Consider the following 18,887-nt stretch of genomic DNA (forward strand, 5'->3'; position numbering starts at 1 on the left):
ATAAGAATCCTATCCCAGATCTGAGGTAAAAATTCTATAATAATATGTTCTTTTATTTGCAATCACTAAGCGAAGGTATAAAATATTTTTTAATTGAAAAAAAATTAAGGGTTAGAAATTATCAACGTTGAAGGGATATCCGATAACCAGAAGCTTTTTGTATCAATAAGGTTTTTCCAGCTTTTGCTGCTGATCAGCATTAAATCCTGAGAGCTTAAGAATTCTTTTTCAATCTTTTTCTCATTGTAGAGCGTAATGTGATTCGGAGCAACCTGTTCAATACTTCGGATCAGTTCTTTTACTTCAATATTGTTTCTGATCTGTCCAGCAACATCTAAAATGATCACCTGGGAATTATTATTGTTGATCAGTCTTTTTGCGTATTCAAGCAAGTAAAAATCGCTAAGCCTGAAAATGGGAACAAAAACCCTGTCTGCAGATTTGAAATCTTTATCAACCAAAACTCCAACCGGAATATGGGTCTTATCTAGAATCTGCAATGTGAAATCGTCAAAAGGAGAATTATTAAAAATATAGCTTTTACCTTTTACCGTATTGAGAAGCTTTTCAGGATTGATGATTTTGGTAGTGAACCCCAACAGTCTTCCGAGCAAACTTCCTTCATACATGGATTTTCCAAGCATGATCAGAAGAAGATCATAATTTCCTTTGTTGGAAATACTGGCCAGATCATTTTCAATATCTGTAGAAGCTTTGAAAAGAGTGGTTACCTGGAGTTTAAGATCATGTGAGGTTTCTATCACATTTTTGAATTGCTGACTCTCGTATTCATCAATTTCATATGCATGCATTTCGTCTACAGGAGCAATATTCATTGCAGTGATGCTTTTGTTCCCGTTCATTTTATTAGTGAAATCATGGGCCAATCTCAACAATGTGCTTCCTGCTTCAGGTTTATCGAATGACAGCAAAACACGATATTTGGAATCATTTTCAGGGTGTTCTGCTTCTTCATCTTTTTTAGACCTGAATATAAAGTTGATAAAATCCAGCGCCGGACCCGTCATAAAAGTTGTGAATAATGCCATAATTACCATCATGGCAAAAATTTCAGGGCTTAAAACGCCTAGATCATACCCGATATTCAAAACAATAAGCTCCATTAAGCCTCTTGTATTCATCAAAGCTCCTATTGTTAAGCTCTCCTTCCAGTTGATTCCAAGAAATCTTGCCGTCAAGGCACTTCCTGCGAATTTTCCTACCACTGCGGTCAAGATAATGAATCCTGCCGTTATCCATAAATGGCTATCGTTCAATAATCCTATTTGTGTACGAAGCCCGGTGAATACAAAGAATAAAGGAAGTAAAAGAACCAGAGCCACATCTTCTACCTTATCGATGAAAAGAGTACGGAATTTGGCATTTTCCGGCATGATAGCTCCTGCCATGAATGCTCCGAAAAGAGCATGAATTCCAATTACTTCCGTAGCATAGGCGGAAAGTATTAATGTTAAAAAGAATATGGCAACCATTGGTTTGCTGATGGTATTTTTACCTGCCTGCAAATCTCCCACTCTTTTTAAGAAGGGCTTCACAATCTTGATCATTAAAAACACATAGGCAATAGCCATGATAATAACATAAATTGAGCTTGCAAACGAACCTGCTTTTACAATAGCAATAACTGCCGCCAGAATACACCAAGCCGTAATATCATCTGCTGCCGCGCAGGTAATGACAATAGTACCCAGTTTGGTCTTTTGAAGATTTCTTTCCTGTACAATTCTTGCCAATACCGGGAAAGCCGTGATGCTCATCGCAATGGCAATGAACAAGGCAAATGAAGTAAACTGAACTCCATCCGGTGCAAATTCCTGATATACATAGTATGAAAGTCCAATACCCAATGCAAAAGGAATAATGATACTTGCATGGCTGATTACCACGGCATCGTGAGCTTTTTTCCTCAAAACACTAAGGTCGAGCTCCATTCCTACAATGTACATGAAAAGGATAAGTCCTATCTGGCTCAAAAACTGTAGGTTTCCTAATGATTCTTTCGGAAACAGGAAAGCGGAAAATTCAGGAAAATACATTCCTACAAGCGATGGACCTAATACGATACCTGCAATCATTTCCCCGATTACGGTAGGCTGTTTTATTTTCATGCAGATCCAGCCAAATAATCTGGCTACCAAAATGATGGTGACAATTTGTGCCAGCAACAGAGCCAAAGGATGGTGGAGATTGGTTTTAAATGACTCAACGAAATTATCCCATGTGGAGCCTGTGGTAGTTTTTACAACAATACTTTCTTTTCCCTCTAATGTTTGTCCTTCAATAATGAAAAAATACATGAGACAGGAAAACACAATAATGGTGCTGATGTAAAAAATAATGCTTTTATATTTTCCCCAGTTCATAGTTCCGTTATTTTTGTGCAAAGTTGATAAGAATAAATTGATATTACGCAGAATTTATTCTAAAATGTAATAAGTGTGATGAAAAATGTAATAAAATCATTTAAAAGAATATCCTAATCCTATACCCATTTTCCAGCTACCGTCTTGAGTAGATGTTTTAGCATTGTAGTAAACAGGTATTTGTAGTGGCAATTTCCTATAAATTATGGAAACTCCTGCTCCCAGAGTAGGCATAATAGTACTGTTTTTAGTTTTTTCAGACTGGTCCTCTTTTATTCTTAAGGAGGGAAGCATTCCTAACAGAAATTTAAAATCTTTGTGTTTTACACTCATATTAGGGCCTGTAAAATTAATATAAGCTCCATGATCTATATATCCGGCTACTACTATTCCGTCAAAAAAAGAAGTTTTAACAGCAGAAGATGACTCCTGGGAAAAGCAAAAACCGGATATGAGAATTCCACAGGCATAAAGAAACGGTTTCATTATCTAAAAATCATTTAATCAATGGCGAAATTACGATGGCTAAATGGCTTTAACCGGTTGTATGTAATGAAGAGTCCTAATTTTGCAACAAAACTGTAAACCTTTGGAAGATCTATTTTCCGAACATTTCCATCAATGAATTTTTATAGGTCTCTCCGATTTGTAATCTGAGGAAATTCTCGCCGTCTGTTGAGATGGTGGTGATAATTTCATTGGTCGAAAATACTTTGATAGAAGATAGTGCAATGATTTCTTTTTTATTCACCTGTGCAAAATCTTTGGAAGGCAGCATTTCCAGAAGGTTTTTGAAATTTAAGTTTTTGAGAACGATGGTAGTTCCGTCATTCAGGATGATGTCTTTATCCCGGCTGTCTATTTCGGAAGTTTTAATATAGGCGATTTGTTCTGTGAAGATAACAGTTTTTCCTATATTGGTATTCCATTCGATAAAATCTTTCTTTTGAGAAGTGGATACCAATTGCTGTGCTTTTTCAAACGCCTGTGCCAACCTTTCTTTTTTTATCGGTTTCCGTACGTAATCCACCACATTCAGATCAAATGCTTCGGCAGCATATTCTTTGTAAGCAGTTGTAAAAATAATTTTTTTTGAATCTGAGATCAATTCAGCAACCTGAAGCCCCGTCATTCCGGGCATCTCTATGTCAAGAATACAGACATTACAGTCGATCTGGTCAATTTCGTTTAAGAAGACTTTAGGATCATTAAATGCTTTCACCACTTCCACGTTATCAATTTGTTCACATAGAAGCTTAAGATAGCTTATCGCCAGTAATTCATCATCAAGAATAACGCATTTTATCATAGAATTCTCCTAAATTGATACTTAATTCTGCAGTGAATATACCGTTTTTTGAACTTTTAGTAAGCTTATAATGATTATTGTAGATCATTTTCAGCCTTTGATCCAGAGACTGGCTTCCAAAACCGCTTTTTTCCTTTTCCAAAACATTTTTTAGTGAAGCTTTATTACTTACTTTCATCATGAACATTCCGCCTTCAAGTTCCATATGAATGGAAATAAAGGAGTCCTGTGCTAAAAAATCGGTGTGTTTGAAGGCATTTTCAATTAAATCAACCGAAATTAACGGGGCAAAAACTTTTTCTTCATAAATCATATCAGATTTATTGATTCTGGATTTGATCCTGAAATCAAAAAGGGGATTGATTTTAATTTTATTGATCTCGATGAGGCTTAATGCAAAGTTCAGTTCTTCTTTGGGACTTACAAACTTATTGTTGCTCTCGTATAAAATATAATCCAGAACATTGGCAAGCTTATCCAATGACATATACGTCTGATAGGCATGTGACTGAACGGAATTAAGGATATTTTTGAATAAATGAGGGTTAAGTTTAGTTCCGATGTGTTCCAATTGGACTTCATTCAGTTTTTGCTCAATCAGCTTATTGGTTTCTGAAAGTCTGGTATTTCTTTGTTTAAGCTTTTTATTCTGTCCCCACAAGTAAATACTGACCGTAAGAAAAAAGAAAACGGCAAAAACTCCAATGAATATCAGATAATCATGGATCATGTAGTAATTGCCTTCCATAGTGTCTATTTAAGCTTTTTAAGACTGTTCAGTGTAGCGGTTTCTTCACATTTTTCAAAAGTGATTTCATAAACCGGATTTTCCTTTGGATAAATCAAGAGGTAGTCAGGACACGGTTTTTTCTGTGCATGGCTACGGTCAAAATCTACTTTTCCGTTGGTAATGATACTGTCTTTTAGAAATTTTTCATCAATCTTATTGGCATTCATTTCACTTTTGAAACTCTCGGAATATTTGAAGTCCTTAGAAAGGGTTTCGGCAATAACACGGCTGTTCGGTAAATAGCCACTGCAGCTTGCTCCCTTTTTATTTAAAATAAAAAATACAATGATAAGTCCAGGAATAAGACCGATTAAGTAGAATTTCAGTTTTTTCATTAGAAAATTAAAAGATTGATATCGTGATAGGTAAGCCCAAAACGGTCGCAGATGATTTTTTTAGTATGTCTCCCTTTATACATATATAAGCTCTGCTTCATTTCATTTTTACGGATCAGCATGTTTTCAAAACCGCCTTCTTCATCATAATTCAGAATATAGGAAAGGAAGAAATTAGAAATAGCTTTTGTAGTGGTTCTCGGCATTTTTGAGGTCAGATTCGGAAGCCCACAATGGATTACTCCATGTTTGATGACATAAGGTTCTTCCATGGTAGTAAGCTCGGAAGTTTCGATTACTTTGCCGTTATCAATAGTAATATCGATAATTACACTTCCTTTTTTCATTTTGGACACCATTTCTTCGGTAACTATAGGTGTCATATTTAATCTTGGAAGAGCTCCGATCACCACATCTGCGCGTCTCAATGCTTTGCTTAATTCTTTTGGATCTATGATGGAAGTGGGAACTCTGCTGTCTACCAATGTATGAAGCCTTCTCAATTTGGAAAGAGAGTTATCAAAGACTTTTACACTTGCTCCAAGCCCGATAGCAGCTTTGGTAGCGAATTCTCCTACAATACCGGCACCTAGAATTACAACTTCTGTAGGTCTTACCCCGGTGATTCCGCCCAACATTAACCCGTTGGATAAGGCTAATAATTCAGAAGCGTATAAAATGGATACTGTACCTGCAATTTCACCGACTAATCTTACTAAGGCTAGCTGCTTATATTCATCTACAATGAATTCAAAGGCGATGGCATTTATTTTTTTCTCTGCCAGCTTCAGGAAGTATTCTTTATCTCTTAAATTGATCTGAAGCGCTGAAACCAGATAGGTATTCGGTTTCATATACTCGATTTCAGCTTCTGTAGGCGGGTTTACTTTAAGAATCAGGTCTTGTCCGAAAGCTTCCTTCGGATCGTTGGTGATTTTCGCCCCCGATTCTGAATATTGTAAATCTGTAAAGAATGAACCTTGTCCGGCTCCTGATTCTATGATGATTTCATGTCCGTGTTCGACCAAAACCTGTACTGCGTCCGGCGTGATGCAGGTTCTTCTTTCATGAAGACAAGTCTCTTTAGGAATTCCAATGCTGAACTGTTTTCCTTTTTTTATAACCTCCAATTTTTCTTCCTTCGGCATCAATTCTTCTTCAGTGAAAGGAGTAAAAATATTTGTGGTGCTCATTCTACGTTAAATTAGTTCTTACAAATAATTATTACAGTCATATTCATGAAGCAAAGATACATAATATTTACTCGAATGATATCTCTCTGCTTTCGCCGGTATTGATGATGCTCATAGTGTGATAGTTAAGCCCGTAAAGGTCCTCTTCATACACTTCCGGCCATTCTATAATGCAGAGGAAAGCATTGTCAAGATACTCTTCGATACCAATGTCATATACCTCATCAATATTTTTTAAGCGATACAAATCAAAATGATAAACTTTTCCTTGAGGAGTCTGGTACTCATTCACAATGGAATAGGTGGGTGAGCTGACTTCATCTTCACTTCCCAGTTTTTTCAGTAAAAACTGAGTGAAAGTGGTCTTTCCAGCTCCCAGGTTTCCTTTCAAGAGGAGAATATGATGTTTTAGCTGTGGAATGATCTGATCAACAATGTGTTGCCAGTCTTCAAGTTTATTAATTGAGTAGTTCATTTATTTATTCAAATTTTCAGAATATAAATCACAAAAATATTTTGCTCTGCTTTTTGCCTGTTCCGGATTTCTATTTCTGTTGTTTTTAACAGGGTTTTCATAAAGAGCAAGAATTTCTCCCATTTCTATCGGTTTTAAGGCTTTAGTCTGTTTATTAAATAAAGATTGTGAAATCTGTTCAGTGCCTTTTCTGTTTTCTAAGAAGTCAAAATTACTGAAATTAAAATTGAGACATTCTTTTTGGGTATAGCGGTGTTCAATATATCGTGTTACCCAAAAAATATCAAAAGTATTTTTATTTTTAATATCTAAAACTGGAAATAACAGATTGGCTGTCTGACTGCAAGGGCATTCTTTCCGGGTTGTTTTTGAACTGGAAAAAGTATCTCTTACCAAATCCCATGAGTTGTTAGACAAAGCATTAGGATAAACCGTATTATAAAAACCGGTAAAGTTTTCCGGTAATTTGGAGCTGCTTCTGATGTACCAGGTTATGGACTGCTTATCATCTTTATTGATTATATAATGACCTCCAAATTCTATATATATTATCAACAAAATAAAAGCTAAAATTACTAATATTAAAAACCTTTTAAAATATTTCATAAGCAATAAACGGCCATTCGAATGTATAATCAAAAATAATCAAATTTCTTTTGAAAATATGAGGTTTTCTTTCTCGAGTCTCAGAGGTCTTACTTTTGGTCTCTAACATCTCCAAAATTTATTTATTTTTACACTATGATTACGAAGCAGACCATAGACAAGATTTTCTCAACGATCAGGGTGGAAGAAATAGTGGGGGAGTACGTTCAGTTGAAAAGAGCCGGGTCTAATTTCAAAGGATTAAGCCCTTTTCATGACGAGAAGACGCCCAGCTTTGTAGTTTCGCCGAGTAAACAGATCTGGAAGGATTTTTCCACTGGAAAAGGGGGTACAGCCATTTCCTTCTTGATGGAGATTGAAAATTTCACTTATCCGGAGGCACTTCGTCATGCTGCAAAAAAATACGGAATTGAGATTGAAGAAGATCAACGGGAGTTTTCCGAGGAAGCCAAAAGTGCCCAAACAGAGAGAGATTTACTGTATAAGATCCATGAGGTGGCCAATAATTATTTCCAGGAAACGCTTTGGGATTCTGAAGAAGGAAAAAGTATTGGTCTGGCTTATTTTAAGGAACGTGAGCTTAAAGATGATATCATCAAAAAATTCCAACTGGGGTATTCTCCTGAAAAGAAAAATGCTTTCACGGAATATGCCTTGGAAAAAGGGTATGCTAAAGATATTTTAGAGAAGTCCGGACTTTCCATTTTTCCTGAGAATACACCTGCCGGAGTAGACCGTTTCCGGGAAAGAGTGATTTTCCCGATTCATAGTTTTTCTGGAAGAGTGTTAGGTTTTGGAGCCAGAATACTTAAAAATAATGTCAAAACAGCTAAATATCTCAATTCTCCAGAAACGGAAATTTATCACAAATCCAATGTATTGTATGGCCTGAATCAAGGCAAACAGGCTATTTCCAGAAAAAATGTCTGCTTTTTAGTAGAAGGTTATATGGATGTGATCTCACTGCATATGTCAGGAATTGAAAATGTAGTGGCAAGTTCAGGAACTTCTTTGACTACAGAACAGATCAAGCTTATCAAAAGGCTTACGGAAAATGTAACCATTCTCTTCGATGGAGATAATGCAGGAATTAAAGCCAGTTTCCGAAGCATTGATATGCTTTTGACCGAGGGGATGAACATCCGTGTTCTTCTCTTTCCGGAAGGTGATGATCCGGATTCCTTTGCCAGAAAGCATCCGCAGGAGTATGTAGAGAAATTCATTGAAAATGAAGCAATGGATTTCATTGATTTCAAAGCGGAAATTCTTTTAAAAGAAGCGGGAAATGACCCCATAAAAAAAGCCGAAGCGATCCGTAATATCGTAAAATCGGTAGCCTTTGTACAAAATGCACTGAAAAGAGAAGTTTACCTGAAGGAGGTTTCCAATAAATTCGGATTGTCAGAGCAAAGCTTGTTCAATGAGCTTGATGTTCAGAAACAGATCACTCAGAATCAAAATCAAACTGTTCAGCAGCAGAAAGAAAATAAGGCTCCTAAACTGGAAGTGGTTCCTAAACCTGAACTGGAAATAGATTCCGTACAGTTTAATATTCTTCATCAGGAAAACAGGCTGATCGATTTGATGTTGATGTTCGGAGATATGGTTTTGCAAAGGAAAAATGAAAATCAGGAAAAGTATGAAGTGACCGTTATTGAGGAGATTCTGCATCATTTCGAAGAGGAACACTATGAATTCCAGATAGAAACTAATAAAAAGATCATTGAGAACATCCGGGAGGGTATTGAACATGATGAGCTCCGTGCCGGAAACTTTTTTCTTACTTTGATGGATGAAGACATTACATCTAAAGTAGCTGATGCGTTGCTGATTCCTGATGAATTAAGTGACTGGACCACCCGGAATATATTTCCTCCGGCCATTGGTGATCATGTGGACCTGGAAGTCACCAATGATATTTTAATTCACAAATATTACTATATTCATTTCATGATCAAGCAACTTACTTCCGAGTTTGAAGGCTATCGCGATACAGATCCTGAAAAATATTTTGATTCTATCAAGAAAATCATGATATTGAATGAGCTTTCAAGAAAGATCACTGAAACATTAGGGTGGTCTCCTGTGACAAAAAGTCCTATAAAATTTTAGGAATAAAAGTTGTAATTTACATTTCAGATATTTTAAAATAATACACAGAAATATGGACATTAAAAAAGAATTCAGAGATTTCTCTGTGAAGCATTTAGGAAACAACGGTCTGGTTACCGATCAGTATATGGGAATGTATGGTCCTACCAATTTGACTCCGTACATTATGGAAGAAAGAAGACTAAACGTTGCTCAGATGGACGTTTTTTCTCGTTTGATGATGGACAGGATCATTTTCCTGGGTACAGGGATTGATGACCAGGTTGCCAACATCGTTACAGCGCAGCTTTTATTCCTAGAGAGTGCAGATCCTTCAAAAGACATTCAGATTTATATCAACTCTCCGGGTGGAAGTGTGTATGCAGGTTTAGGAATTTATGACACGATGCAGATTATTAAACCGGATGTTGCCACTATCTGTACAGGTATGGCTGCTTCTATGGGAGCGGTATTATTGGTAGCCGGAGAAAAAGGTAAGCGTTCTGCTCTTAAACATTCCAGAGTAATGATCCACCAACCTTCAGGAGGAGCTCAAGGGGTTGCTTCTGATATGGAGATCAACTTAAGAGAAATGTTGAAATTAAAGCAGGAGCTTTATGAAATCATTGCCCACCACTCAGGACAAACGTATGATTGGGTAGAAAAATCGTCTGACAGAGATTACTGGATGACCTCTGAGGAAGCGAAAGGATATGGAATGGTAGATGAGGTTCTACAGAGATCTACAGATAAAAAATAATTTTTAAAGAGTAGTAAAAAAACGCGCCGACAGGCGCGTTTTTTATTGTTTAATGAATTTATGAACGGTTGAATTGGTATGAGTTGTAATCTCTATAAAATAAACTCCCGGATTTAAAGCCTGTATATTCACTTTTTTAGCCTTTGAAGAAAGGATTTTTTGTCCTGAAACGGCATGAATTTTTATTTCTTTCACATTTTCCGAGGTTTCAATCTGAATGAAATCATGAGCCGGATTGGGATATATCCTGAAGGTTTGTTTTCCTATATCAGAAACGTCTAATACAGAATTGGCCGCTTCTGTAGGAGTAAATGGAAGTCTTTGTCCAAAACTTAATCCCATCCAGTCATTATTCACCAGTTGAATCTGAGATAAATCAGCATAATTTTTCCAACCCGAAAGATCTTTTCCTTTGTACAGTTTCCACGTATTGGATCCGGATACGTTTCCTGTAAAATTATTCAATGATAATGTAGAAATCTGGTTATTAGATAAAGTATAATTGAAATAAGAAGCTTGGGATTTGATCAATTGTAAGGCCTGTTCAGCAGTCATACTTCCATTATATTGAATTCCGAAAACAAAAGAATCCGTATGGGTTCCAAAATCTATAACAATTAAGCTTTTATTGCTTCCTGTACCAATCCAATTCACGATTTGAGAAGAATTGTACCACGCTGAGTTATATGCTGCAACGGGTGTGGAAGGGTGCGAAAGCGGTGGAGTAGTAGGCGTAAAACCATATCCGAAAGAAATTCCATACCACTTTCCATCAACCAGAATATCATTATTGACACCATTATTCAAGGTCATTGAACCAGAGCTGGTTCCGGACCAGGTAGACCAATAATCAGCCGAACTTGGAATATGATGGTTATAGGTAAAGCTGTAAAGAAATCCGGAAGGAATATCTGCCGAAATTTTCGGTTCTGCTGCGGCAATGGCATTAATGAGATCTTCCATTGTTAAGGTATTGGAATCAAAGCGGTATCCCCATGCATAGGAAGATGGATTGTTGTCATCATTGAAATCTGCAATGAAGTAGGCTTTCTTTGAACCTGTTCCTACCCAGAACTTAATGTCGTTTTCAGTGAATTGTGCCCATACAAACTGCATGCAGAGCAGCAAGAAAAAAAGATAGATATTTTTCATGATATAAAAATTTAAAGTTTTGTTCCCGAAACTTACTTACAGGATAAAAACATTCATGAAAAAAATCATAAAGCATTGATGATATTCCATAAACTTTTATCCCGAAAGTTGAAATGTATTAAAGGCAGGTCTCCTGGCTTGCATCTTAAGGTACACCTTCCCGGATCTCTCCAGTGGTCTTCTTGTACAATAAGTTTGAATAGCTTACAGTTGCGGGTACAGCTCAGGATTTGAATAATCTCACCTGATTCCCTATTAATGAACGGTATGTTCAACCTTAAACCGCTGCAAAGATATTTAAAATAGATTTATTATTGCATTCAAAGTGAGTTTATACAGAGGAATTATTTTCGCTGTTACAATAATAAACTATGAAAAAATTACTATTATCTGCATTCATGCTTTCAATATTGATGGCTTGTAATGATGATGACCATTCCAATAATCAGGATATTAACTATTCTAAACTTCCACAGGAGTTTCCTTTTTCAAAACTGGCAACACTGAGCGGGGTAGATGTAATCAACGGTGGCTTCGGTTCGGGAGCAACTGCTCATCCGACCCGTAAAGGAGAATTCTATGTCATCACCGACCGTGGACCGAATGTAACCTATCAGAATGGCATTAAAATCCTTGTTCCTTCTTTTACTCCCACGATCATGCATTTTAAAATCAATGCGGAAGGGAATATTGAAGTGATCAAATATATTAAGCTTAAAAATCCATCTGGACAACCTATTACAGGACTTCCAAATCCTGTAGGAATGGGAAGTACGGGAGAAGTTGCTTATGGAGCGGATGGAAGTGTATTGGGAACTGATAATTACGGTTTGGACAGCGAAAGTATTGTTGCCGCCACGGACGGTACATTCTGGGTCTCTGACGAATATGGACCTCACATCGTTCATTACAGTGCAGATGGAGTGGAATTGGAGAGAATAAGCCCAATCGGTGTGAATACAGGAACCAGAAAGCTTCCTGCCGTTCTGGCCAAAAGACGGCCCAATAGAGGGATGGAAGGGATGTGTATGACGCCGGACGGAAAAATGCTCGTAGGAACAATGCAGTCTACAATGTATGTTCCTACAAAAGTTCTTGCGACCAATACAACTTTGACGAGAATTGTAACTTTTGATCTGGCAACCGGGCAAACCAAGCAATATTTATATAAGCAGGACGGCGGAACTTCAGATTCCGTTTGCGATATTACCGCAATTAGCAATGCTGAATTTTTAGTCATTGAAAGAGACGGAAGATTTGGCTCACAGGGCGGAGTGAAAAAAGTTTATAGAATCAATCTTTCACAAGCTTCTGATGTCACCGGAACAGATGTGGCAGCAGTGGACGGAATGAAAATCAATGGCAAAGCGCTTGAACAGTCAACATGGGATGAGATTACGGCAGCCGGATTGAAACCTGTGAGCAAAACGTTAGCTGTGGATCTGGTAGCGAAATTAGGATATGAACATGATAAGTTTGAAGGAATTGTTTATCTAGGAAATAATAAGTTAGCTGTTTTCAATGATGATGATTTTGGAGTTGCGGATGACGGAAACGGAAACCCGAAAGCCAAAATCCTTCCGAAAACAGGAAAACAGGATAAAGGAACGATGTACATTGTGGATATTCAGTAATTAGACTTTTATAAACAGTTTCGGCGGCATCGAAGATGCCGCCGAAACTTATTTGTATTTATTTTAGATTTAATTAAAAGCTTCGATAATCTTAGAGAAATCCTCTAATTTCAATGCTGCTCCACCAATCAAACCGCCATCAATATCAGGCTGAGAGAAAATTTCTTTTGCATTATCCGGTTTTACGGAACCTCCGTAAAGAATGGATACTTCATCAGCAACTTCCTGTCCATATTTGGAAGCAATGATGTTTCTGATATGAGCGTGGATTTCCTGAGCTTGTTCCGGAGTCGCTGTTTCTCCTGTTCCGATTGCCCAAACCGGTTCGTAAGCGATCACTACCTTTTTGATTTCTTCTGCAGAAAGCGTAAACAAAGCCACTTCAGTCTGGTTTTTCACTACTTCAAAATGCTGTCCCGCTTTTCTTTGTTCCAGCGTTTCTCCATTACAATAAACAGGAATTAAACCTTTGTCAAGGGCTAATTTGATTTTTCTGTTGCAGTGGGAATCTGTTTCACCGTGGTACTGTCTTCTTTCAGAATGTCCGATCAAAGAACCGTTGACGTCGATAGATTCTAACATGTCAGCAGAAATTTCACCTGTATATGCCCCGCTTTCATGCTCGCTCATATCCTGAGAAAATACTCCGATCTCATCTTTTTCGAAGATATCTTTAGCCATCATTAAGTATAAAGAAGGCGGTGCAATCCAAACTTCACAGTTGGTCGTATTGTTGTTTTTATAGCTCAGTAATTGAATCATCAGTTGTTGAGCATCAATTACGTTTTTGTTCATTTTCCAGTTTCCGGCAACTATTTTTCTTCTCATAGTCTTATCTAAAAATTATTGATTAATTCCTTCTAATTTGAACATGAATGCATACACCAAAGCAACATCCTTCAGATAATCAAATCTTCCTGAAGCACCGCCATGTCCATAATCCATATCCGTTTTTAATAATAGTACGTTGTTATCGGTTTTCATATCCCTAAGCTTAGCTACCCATTTTGCAGGCTCAAAATATTGTACCTGGGAATCGTGTAAACCTGTTGTTACCAAGAGATTAGGGTAACTTTTCTTTTCTATATTTTCGTAAGGAGAGTAAGATTTCATATAGAAATAGGCTTCCTTATTATTAGGATTTCCCCATTCATCGTATTCGTTGGTTGTTAATGGAATGCTTTCATCAAGCATGGTATTCACAACATCTACAAATGGAACCTGCGAAATCACACCATTCCATAGATTGGGGCTCATGTTGACTACAGCTCCCATTAATAGACCTCCTGCACTTCCTCCCTGTGCATACAGATGTTTCGGGGAGGTATATTTTTCCTTCACCAGATATTCTCCGGCATCGATGAAATCTGTGAATGTGTTCTTCTTTTTCATCATTTTACCGTCTTCATACCATTGTCTTCCCATTTCCTGCCCGCCACGGATATGAGCAATGGCAAAAGCAAAACCTCTGTCCAGAAGACTCAGCCTTGTACTGCTGAAAGTTGCATTCATGGAATTCCCATAAGAACCGTAGGCATACAATAGCAACGGACTGTTTCCGTCTTTTTTGAATCCTTTTTTATATACTATAGAGATAGGAATTTTAGTTCCGTCTTTAGCAACAGCAAATAATCTTTCGGTGATATAATTCTTTTTATCATAACCACCTAATACTTCCTGCTGCTTCAGCAATGTTCTTTTCTCTGTTTTTAAATCCTGCTCATATTGAGAGCTGGGTGTGATCATAGACGTATAGCTGAAACGGAAATTATCGGTATTATATTCAGGATTTCCGGATGGAGAAACGGTATAAACCGGTTCGTCAAATTTCAAAAATTCCTTTTTACCTGTTTTTCTGTCATAAATGACCAATTGGGTAAGTCCGTTTTGTCTTTCACTGAAAACAAGATAGTTCTTAAACTCACTGATCCCTTCCATCAGGACATCCTTTCTGTGCGGAATAAAATCTTTCCAGTTTTCAACCCCTGTTTTATCCAAAGGAGTTTCCATCACTTTGAAATTTAAGGCGTCTTTATTGGTGGTAATTAAAAACTTATCTTCTAAAGGCGTCACATCATACAGGACGTCTTTCATTCTCGGTTGAAAAACTTTGAATGTTCCATTAGGATTGTCAGCATCCAGATATCTTGTCTCCGAAGATGTAGTAGCGCTGGAATAGATCATAATGAATTTTTCGTTCTTAGATTTTCCGACTCCTATGTAATTGGATTTGTCTTTTTCTTCATATACCACCGCATCTTTTGAGGAATCTGTTCCCAATGTATGTCTTTTGATCTTTTCAGATAGAAGCGTTATAGGATTGTTTTCCGTATAGTAAATGGTTTTATTATCATTGGCCCATGTGGCGTCTCCGTCCGTGTTTTTAATTCCCAGATCCGTTGTTTTTCCGGTAGAAAGATCTTTCAAAAACAATTGGTACTGTCTTCTGGAAACATCGTCTACACCATAGATGATTTTAGAATTATCCGGACTGATGCTGAAACCTGTCGCAGAGTAGTAGGAATGTCCTTCTGCAAGCTGATCTACATCCAGAATTACTTCTTCGGGGGCGTTAAGGTTTCCTTTTTTCCTGCAATATTTAAAATATTGCTTTCCCGTTTCTGTTTTAGTGTAATAATAATATCCGTTCTTAAAAACAGGTACAGATTCATCCTTTTCTTTGATCCTGGCTTTCATTTCCTGAAAAAGCTTGTCCCTGAAAGGTTCGGTGTCTTTCATCATCCCTTGCCAATAAGAGTTTTCAGCTTTCAGATAATCAACTACTTTCGTGGAGTCTTTTCCTTTTTTGAAATAATCGATCATCCAGTAATACGGATCATTTACTTTATCTCCGTGCATTTCACGGATGTGTTCCTGTTTTTCGGCAACAGGAGCTTTAAGATCAGGAAATTTCTGGGACTGCAATGTAGAAGCGCTCATGAGTAGTAATCCTAAATAATACTTTTTCATAGTTATATTTTGTTGAGAATGGTGCTGTTATTCCAGATGCCACAAATTCTTTAACAGCTTGTAGAAAGTATGTTCTTCATCTGTTACTACATGATCTGCTTTGATCAGTGATTTGGCAAACTGAGCAAATTTGATACGTTCTTCTTCCGTGGAATCATCATGGAAGCAACGGGCATGAAATTCAAAATGGTCTTTCCATTCTTCAGGACGCAGCAATGCAAGTGTTTCCAGTTCATTGTCAAGGTTCATTCTGAATGGGAATTCATCTGCTAAATATTGCTGAATAAGCATTCCTTCTTCCGGAGCAAATTCTCCGTCAACAGATGAAAGGATCATTAATAAGTGGTATCCGGCGATGGATTTATTAGATTTTTGCATTTCTTGATATATAGTGTTTAATTTTGATAATTGATAATTGATAATTGATAATTGAAAGTGGGATTGTTTTTTTAATTCACAATTGGCTATTCACTCTTCACTTTATTTAATATAATCTTTTGCTGGCTGCTTGTCTATAATTTTTCCATTTTGAAGGATTAAGACAAACGGATTGCTTCTTGCAATGGTTTTGATGGCTGTTCCGTCCATCATCGTATTTTTAATGGTTTTGAAGGTATTCGGATCCGTAGAAACACCATAAATCACCAAACCCTGTTTTTCGTCTTTCTGTGCATTTACTTTAGCTTCTACTTTCTGCAACAATTCTGCTGAAACATCTTTTGGATGATAAGAAAACACAATAATAGCTTTTGGAGCTTTGATCACTTCTTCCGTAACGTCAATTCCTGTAGGATCTTCGATCTTAAATTTCACGATCTCAGATTTATAGCCTTCTTTTACCAGTTTGGATTCATTTTTTCCTTCTTCAATTTTCCATGGAGATCCTTCTTCCCAATATTTTGTTTCTTTGATGTAATCATCCTGGTTTACTTTGATCACCTCTCCTGTTTTCTGATTTTTAAGGGAATAAAAAGTTTTATATTCCGATGGGTTTTTAGCAATCTTTTCTTTTTCGGCGGCCAGATTAGTTCCGATTTTATAATCACGGAAATCAATGATCGGTTCATGCAAAATTCCCTGAGACATAATGTAGATCATCACAAGAGAAAATAATCCCAATATGATATATTTAGGCCTATCCGAAGATTCTTTTTGAGCGTATTCATCTTTCTTAGTGAAGTCTCTTCTGTATAGTAAGAACAGAAGAACAAGTCCGGCTAAAAGCACAATATCTTTAATGAAACTTTGCCAAGGCGTAAATTTAATGGCATCTCCAAAGCATCCGCAATCCGTCACTACATTGTAATAAGCGGAATAAAATGTCAGAAATCCAAAGAATATACAAAGAGCGATCAATGCAGAAAGTGTAAACTTAAGTTTGATCTTCAACAAAAGCATAAAACCTAAAAAAAGCTCCAATACGACAACGATAATGGAAAACAGTAATGCGAACTTTTCAAAAAAAGGCATATTGAAAACAGCAGGAGAGAAGTATTCTTCCATTTTAAAGGAAAAACCAACAAGATCGACTGCCTTTACAAAGCCGGACAGAATAAAAATAACGGCAATAATGAAACGTAATATACCTTTGATCATATTAAATAGTTTTGGGTTCGAAACTGTTTTCTTTTTCGGAGAATTTGATGAGACAGAATACTGCATAGTTCAGCATGTCAAAATAATTGGCATCCAGACCTTCTGAAACTATGGTTTTTCCCTGATTGTCTTCAATCTGTTTGGTTCTGAGAACTTTCTGGTAAATAAGATCCGTAATGGAAGAAATCCTCATATCTCTCCAGGCTTCACCATAATCATGGTTTTTCTTTTCCATTAAAGCTTTTGCTTCATTGGCAAAACGGTCATACAGGCTTAAAATCTCCTCATTGTTCTCGTTAAAATCGTTAGAATATCCTTTTTCCAGCTGAATGAGGCCGATGATGGAGTAGTTGACAATAGCAATAAACTCATCTTCTTCACTTTCATCCACCATCTTTTTATCGGTCATCTGCAAAGTACGGATCCTGTTTACTTTAATATAAATTTGATCCGTAATGGAGCTGGGTCTTAAAACTCTCCATGCCGCTCCGTAATCCTGTAATTTTTTACTGAAAAGATCACGACACTGATTGATAATTTGCTGGAACTGTACTGAAGTTTTTAACATAAATTCTCTTAATCTTCCAAAGATACAAAATAGGTTGCAGAATTATAAATGATAGGTGATAAATCATCAATGATGGGTGGTGAATGGTGAATTGTAACAATAACCATCAACTATCAACAATTCACAAGTAATATTTACCTTTGTGGAATGCAAAATCATTTATCATCCATCAACTATCATTCACTGAATTGTAACGGCAGATTAGTAGATTTAAGTTCTCCGAAAATTATGGGAATTTTAAATCTTACCCCGGATTCTTTTTCCGACGGTGGAAAGTTTAATAATGAAAAAGATGCTTTGAAGCATACTGAAAAACTTCTTTCAGAAGGAGCCGGAATTATTGACATAGGCCCACAGTCTACACGCCCGAATGCTGAATTCCTGAGTAGCAAAGAAGAAATACAGAGAATAGGAAAAGTGATTTCACAAATCAAAAAAGAGTTCCCGGAAGCATTAGTTTCGTTAGACACTTTTTATGCGGAAACAGTACGATTTGGCTTTAATGAAGGAATTGATATGGTGAATGATATTTCCGGGGGACAATTTGATGAGACGATGTTTGATATTGTAGCAGAAACGAGATTACCCTACATCCTGATGCATGTGAATCCTTCCTACGAAACCATGCATGACAAGATTAAATACGAAGATATAACCTTGGAAATCAACCGGTATTTTTCTGAGAAAACAAATGTATTGCTTCAAAAAGGAGTGAAAGATATTATCCTTGATCCCGGGTTCGGATTTGGCAAAACAGTGGAAGATCAGATGAAAATGATTGATGAGGTGGAATATTTAGGTTTGGAAAGATTTCCTTTACTCATCGGAATTTCCAGAAAGTCATTCATATATAAGCCCCTTGGAAAATCTCCATTGGACATCGATGAAGAAACGCAGAAGCTTCATATGAAAGTTTTACAGCAGGGAGCTAAGATTCTGAGAGTACATGATGTAGCAAAAAGTGCAGCAGTTGTCAAACAATTTTGCGATAAAAATAAAAAATGCTAAAAAAACTTGCGCAGTA

The 18,887-nt window shown here is 36.9% G+C and carries 18 protein-coding genes and 1 riboswitch; of the genes, 4 read left to right on the forward strand and 14 right to left on the reverse strand.

All coding sequences use genetic code 11. The annotated features are described in order from the left end of the window. Positions 1 to 104: 104 nt before the first annotated feature. From EGI05_RS11545 to EGI05_RS11580, 8 genes are all read right to left on the reverse strand, one after another. Positions 105 to 2,384 carry a cation:proton antiporter gene (locus EGI05_RS11545; RefSeq protein ID WP_123263172.1) on the reverse strand — a complete coding sequence of 760 codons (2,280 nt, stop codon included), beginning with the start codon at positions 2,382 to 2,384 and terminating at the stop codon, positions 105 to 107. Positions 2,385 to 2,480: 96 nt separating this feature from the next. Then, a complete protein-coding gene (locus EGI05_RS11550; RefSeq protein WP_123263173.1) occupies positions 2,481 to 2,870 on the reverse strand; it encodes a hypothetical protein in 390 nt (129 codons plus the stop codon). Between the two features lie 112 nt (positions 2,871 to 2,982). After that, a complete protein-coding gene (locus EGI05_RS11555) occupies positions 2,983 to 3,693 on the reverse strand; it encodes a LytR/AlgR family response regulator transcription factor (protein WP_123263174.1) in 711 nt (236 codons plus the stop codon). Next, entirely contained in the window at positions 3,671 to 4,441 is a 771-nt protein-coding gene (locus EGI05_RS11560; RefSeq protein WP_123263175.1) for a histidine kinase, read from the reverse strand. The genes EGI05_RS11555 and EGI05_RS11560 overlap by 23 nt, the downstream gene beginning before the upstream one ends. A 5-nt stretch (positions 4,442 to 4,446) precedes the next feature. Further along, entirely contained in the window at positions 4,447 to 4,818 is a 372-nt protein-coding gene (locus EGI05_RS11565; RefSeq protein WP_123263176.1) for a hypothetical protein, read from the reverse strand. Then, on the reverse strand, positions 4,818 to 6,011 hold the full coding sequence (locus EGI05_RS11570; RefSeq protein ID WP_123263177.1) for an alanine dehydrogenase: 1,194 nt from the start codon (positions 6,009 to 6,011) through the stop codon (positions 4,818 to 4,820). Before EGI05_RS11570 ends, EGI05_RS11565 begins: the two co-directional genes overlap by 1 nt. Before the next feature lie 67 nt (positions 6,012 to 6,078). Continuing rightward, a complete protein-coding gene (gene tsaE, locus EGI05_RS11575; protein ID WP_123263178.1) occupies positions 6,079 to 6,486 on the reverse strand; it encodes a tRNA (adenosine(37)-N6)-threonylcarbamoyltransferase complex ATPase subunit type 1 TsaE in 408 nt (135 codons plus the stop codon). Then, positions 6,487 to 7,041 carry a transglycosylase domain-containing protein gene (locus EGI05_RS11580; protein WP_166668334.1) on the reverse strand — a complete coding sequence of 185 codons (555 nt, stop codon included), beginning with the start codon at positions 7,039 to 7,041 and terminating at the stop codon, positions 6,487 to 6,489. 186 nt (positions 7,042 to 7,227) lie between these two features. Between EGI05_RS11580 and dnaG the strand changes: the two genes are divergently transcribed. Both dnaG and clpP read left to right on the forward strand, forming a co-directional pair. Beyond that, positions 7,228 to 9,204, forward strand: a complete 1,977-nt coding sequence (dnaG, locus tag EGI05_RS11585; protein WP_123263180.1) for a DNA primase — start codon at positions 7,228 to 7,230, stop codon at positions 9,202 to 9,204. A 52-nt stretch (positions 9,205 to 9,256) separates the two neighbouring features. Continuing rightward, complete coding sequence (gene clpP, locus EGI05_RS11590) at positions 9,257 to 9,943, forward strand: ATP-dependent Clp endopeptidase proteolytic subunit ClpP (protein WP_123263181.1); 687 nt, start codon at positions 9,257 to 9,259, stop codon at positions 9,941 to 9,943. 42 nt (positions 9,944 to 9,985) lie between these two features. Here clpP and EGI05_RS11595 read toward each other — a convergent pair whose 3' ends face one another. Further along, positions 9,986 to 11,095 carry a T9SS type A sorting domain-containing protein gene (locus EGI05_RS11595; protein WP_123263182.1) on the reverse strand — a complete coding sequence of 370 codons (1,110 nt, stop codon included), beginning with the start codon at positions 11,093 to 11,095 and terminating at the stop codon, positions 9,986 to 9,988. 106 nt (positions 11,096 to 11,201) lie between these two features. After that, a riboswitch (cobalamin riboswitch) is annotated at positions 11,202 to 11,390 on the reverse strand. Positions 11,391 to 11,466: 76 nt separating this feature from the next. On the opposite strand from EGI05_RS11595, the gene EGI05_RS11600 reads away from it, so the two are divergent. Further along, entirely contained in the window at positions 11,467 to 12,729 is a 1,263-nt protein-coding gene (locus tag EGI05_RS11600) for an esterase-like activity of phytase family protein (protein ID WP_123263183.1), read from the forward strand. Positions 12,730 to 12,798: 69 nt separating this feature from the next. Here the strand turns inward: EGI05_RS11600 and tpiA are convergent, their stop codons facing one another. The 5 genes from tpiA to EGI05_RS11625 form a co-directional block, all read right to left on the reverse strand. Next, positions 12,799 to 13,557, reverse strand: coding sequence for a triose-phosphate isomerase (gene tpiA / locus EGI05_RS11605; protein WP_123263184.1), 759 nt, complete (start codon positions 13,555 to 13,557; stop codon positions 12,799 to 12,801). Positions 13,558 to 13,572: 15 nt separating this feature from the next. Continuing rightward, positions 13,573 to 15,699, reverse strand: a complete 2,127-nt coding sequence (locus EGI05_RS11610; protein ID WP_123263185.1) for a S9 family peptidase — start codon at positions 15,697 to 15,699, stop codon at positions 13,573 to 13,575. Between the two features lie 27 nt (positions 15,700 to 15,726). After that, a complete protein-coding gene (locus EGI05_RS11615; protein ID WP_123263186.1) occupies positions 15,727 to 16,077 on the reverse strand; it encodes a tellurite resistance TerB family protein in 351 nt (116 codons plus the stop codon). Positions 16,078 to 16,179: 102 nt separating this feature from the next. After that, positions 16,180 to 17,295, reverse strand: a complete 1,116-nt coding sequence (locus tag EGI05_RS11620) for a BT_3928 family protein (RefSeq protein ID WP_123263187.1) — start codon at positions 17,293 to 17,295, stop codon at positions 16,180 to 16,182. Between the two features lies 1 nt (position 17,296). Beyond that, on the reverse strand, positions 17,297 to 17,863 hold the full coding sequence (locus tag EGI05_RS11625) for a DUF1599 domain-containing protein (RefSeq protein ID WP_123263188.1): 567 nt from the start codon (positions 17,861 to 17,863) through the stop codon (positions 17,297 to 17,299). Positions 17,864 to 18,010: 147 nt separating this feature from the next. On the opposite strand from EGI05_RS11625, the gene folP reads away from it, so the two are divergent. Beyond that, positions 18,011 to 18,871, forward strand: a complete 861-nt coding sequence (gene folP, locus EGI05_RS11630; protein WP_185144972.1) for a dihydropteroate synthase — start codon at positions 18,011 to 18,013, stop codon at positions 18,869 to 18,871. The last annotated feature ends 16 nt before the right edge of the window (positions 18,872 to 18,887 follow it).

Source organism: Chryseobacterium daecheongense (assembly GCF_003729955.1).
Lineage (GTDB): Bacteria > Bacteroidota > Bacteroidia > Flavobacteriales > Weeksellaceae > Chryseobacterium > Chryseobacterium daecheongense.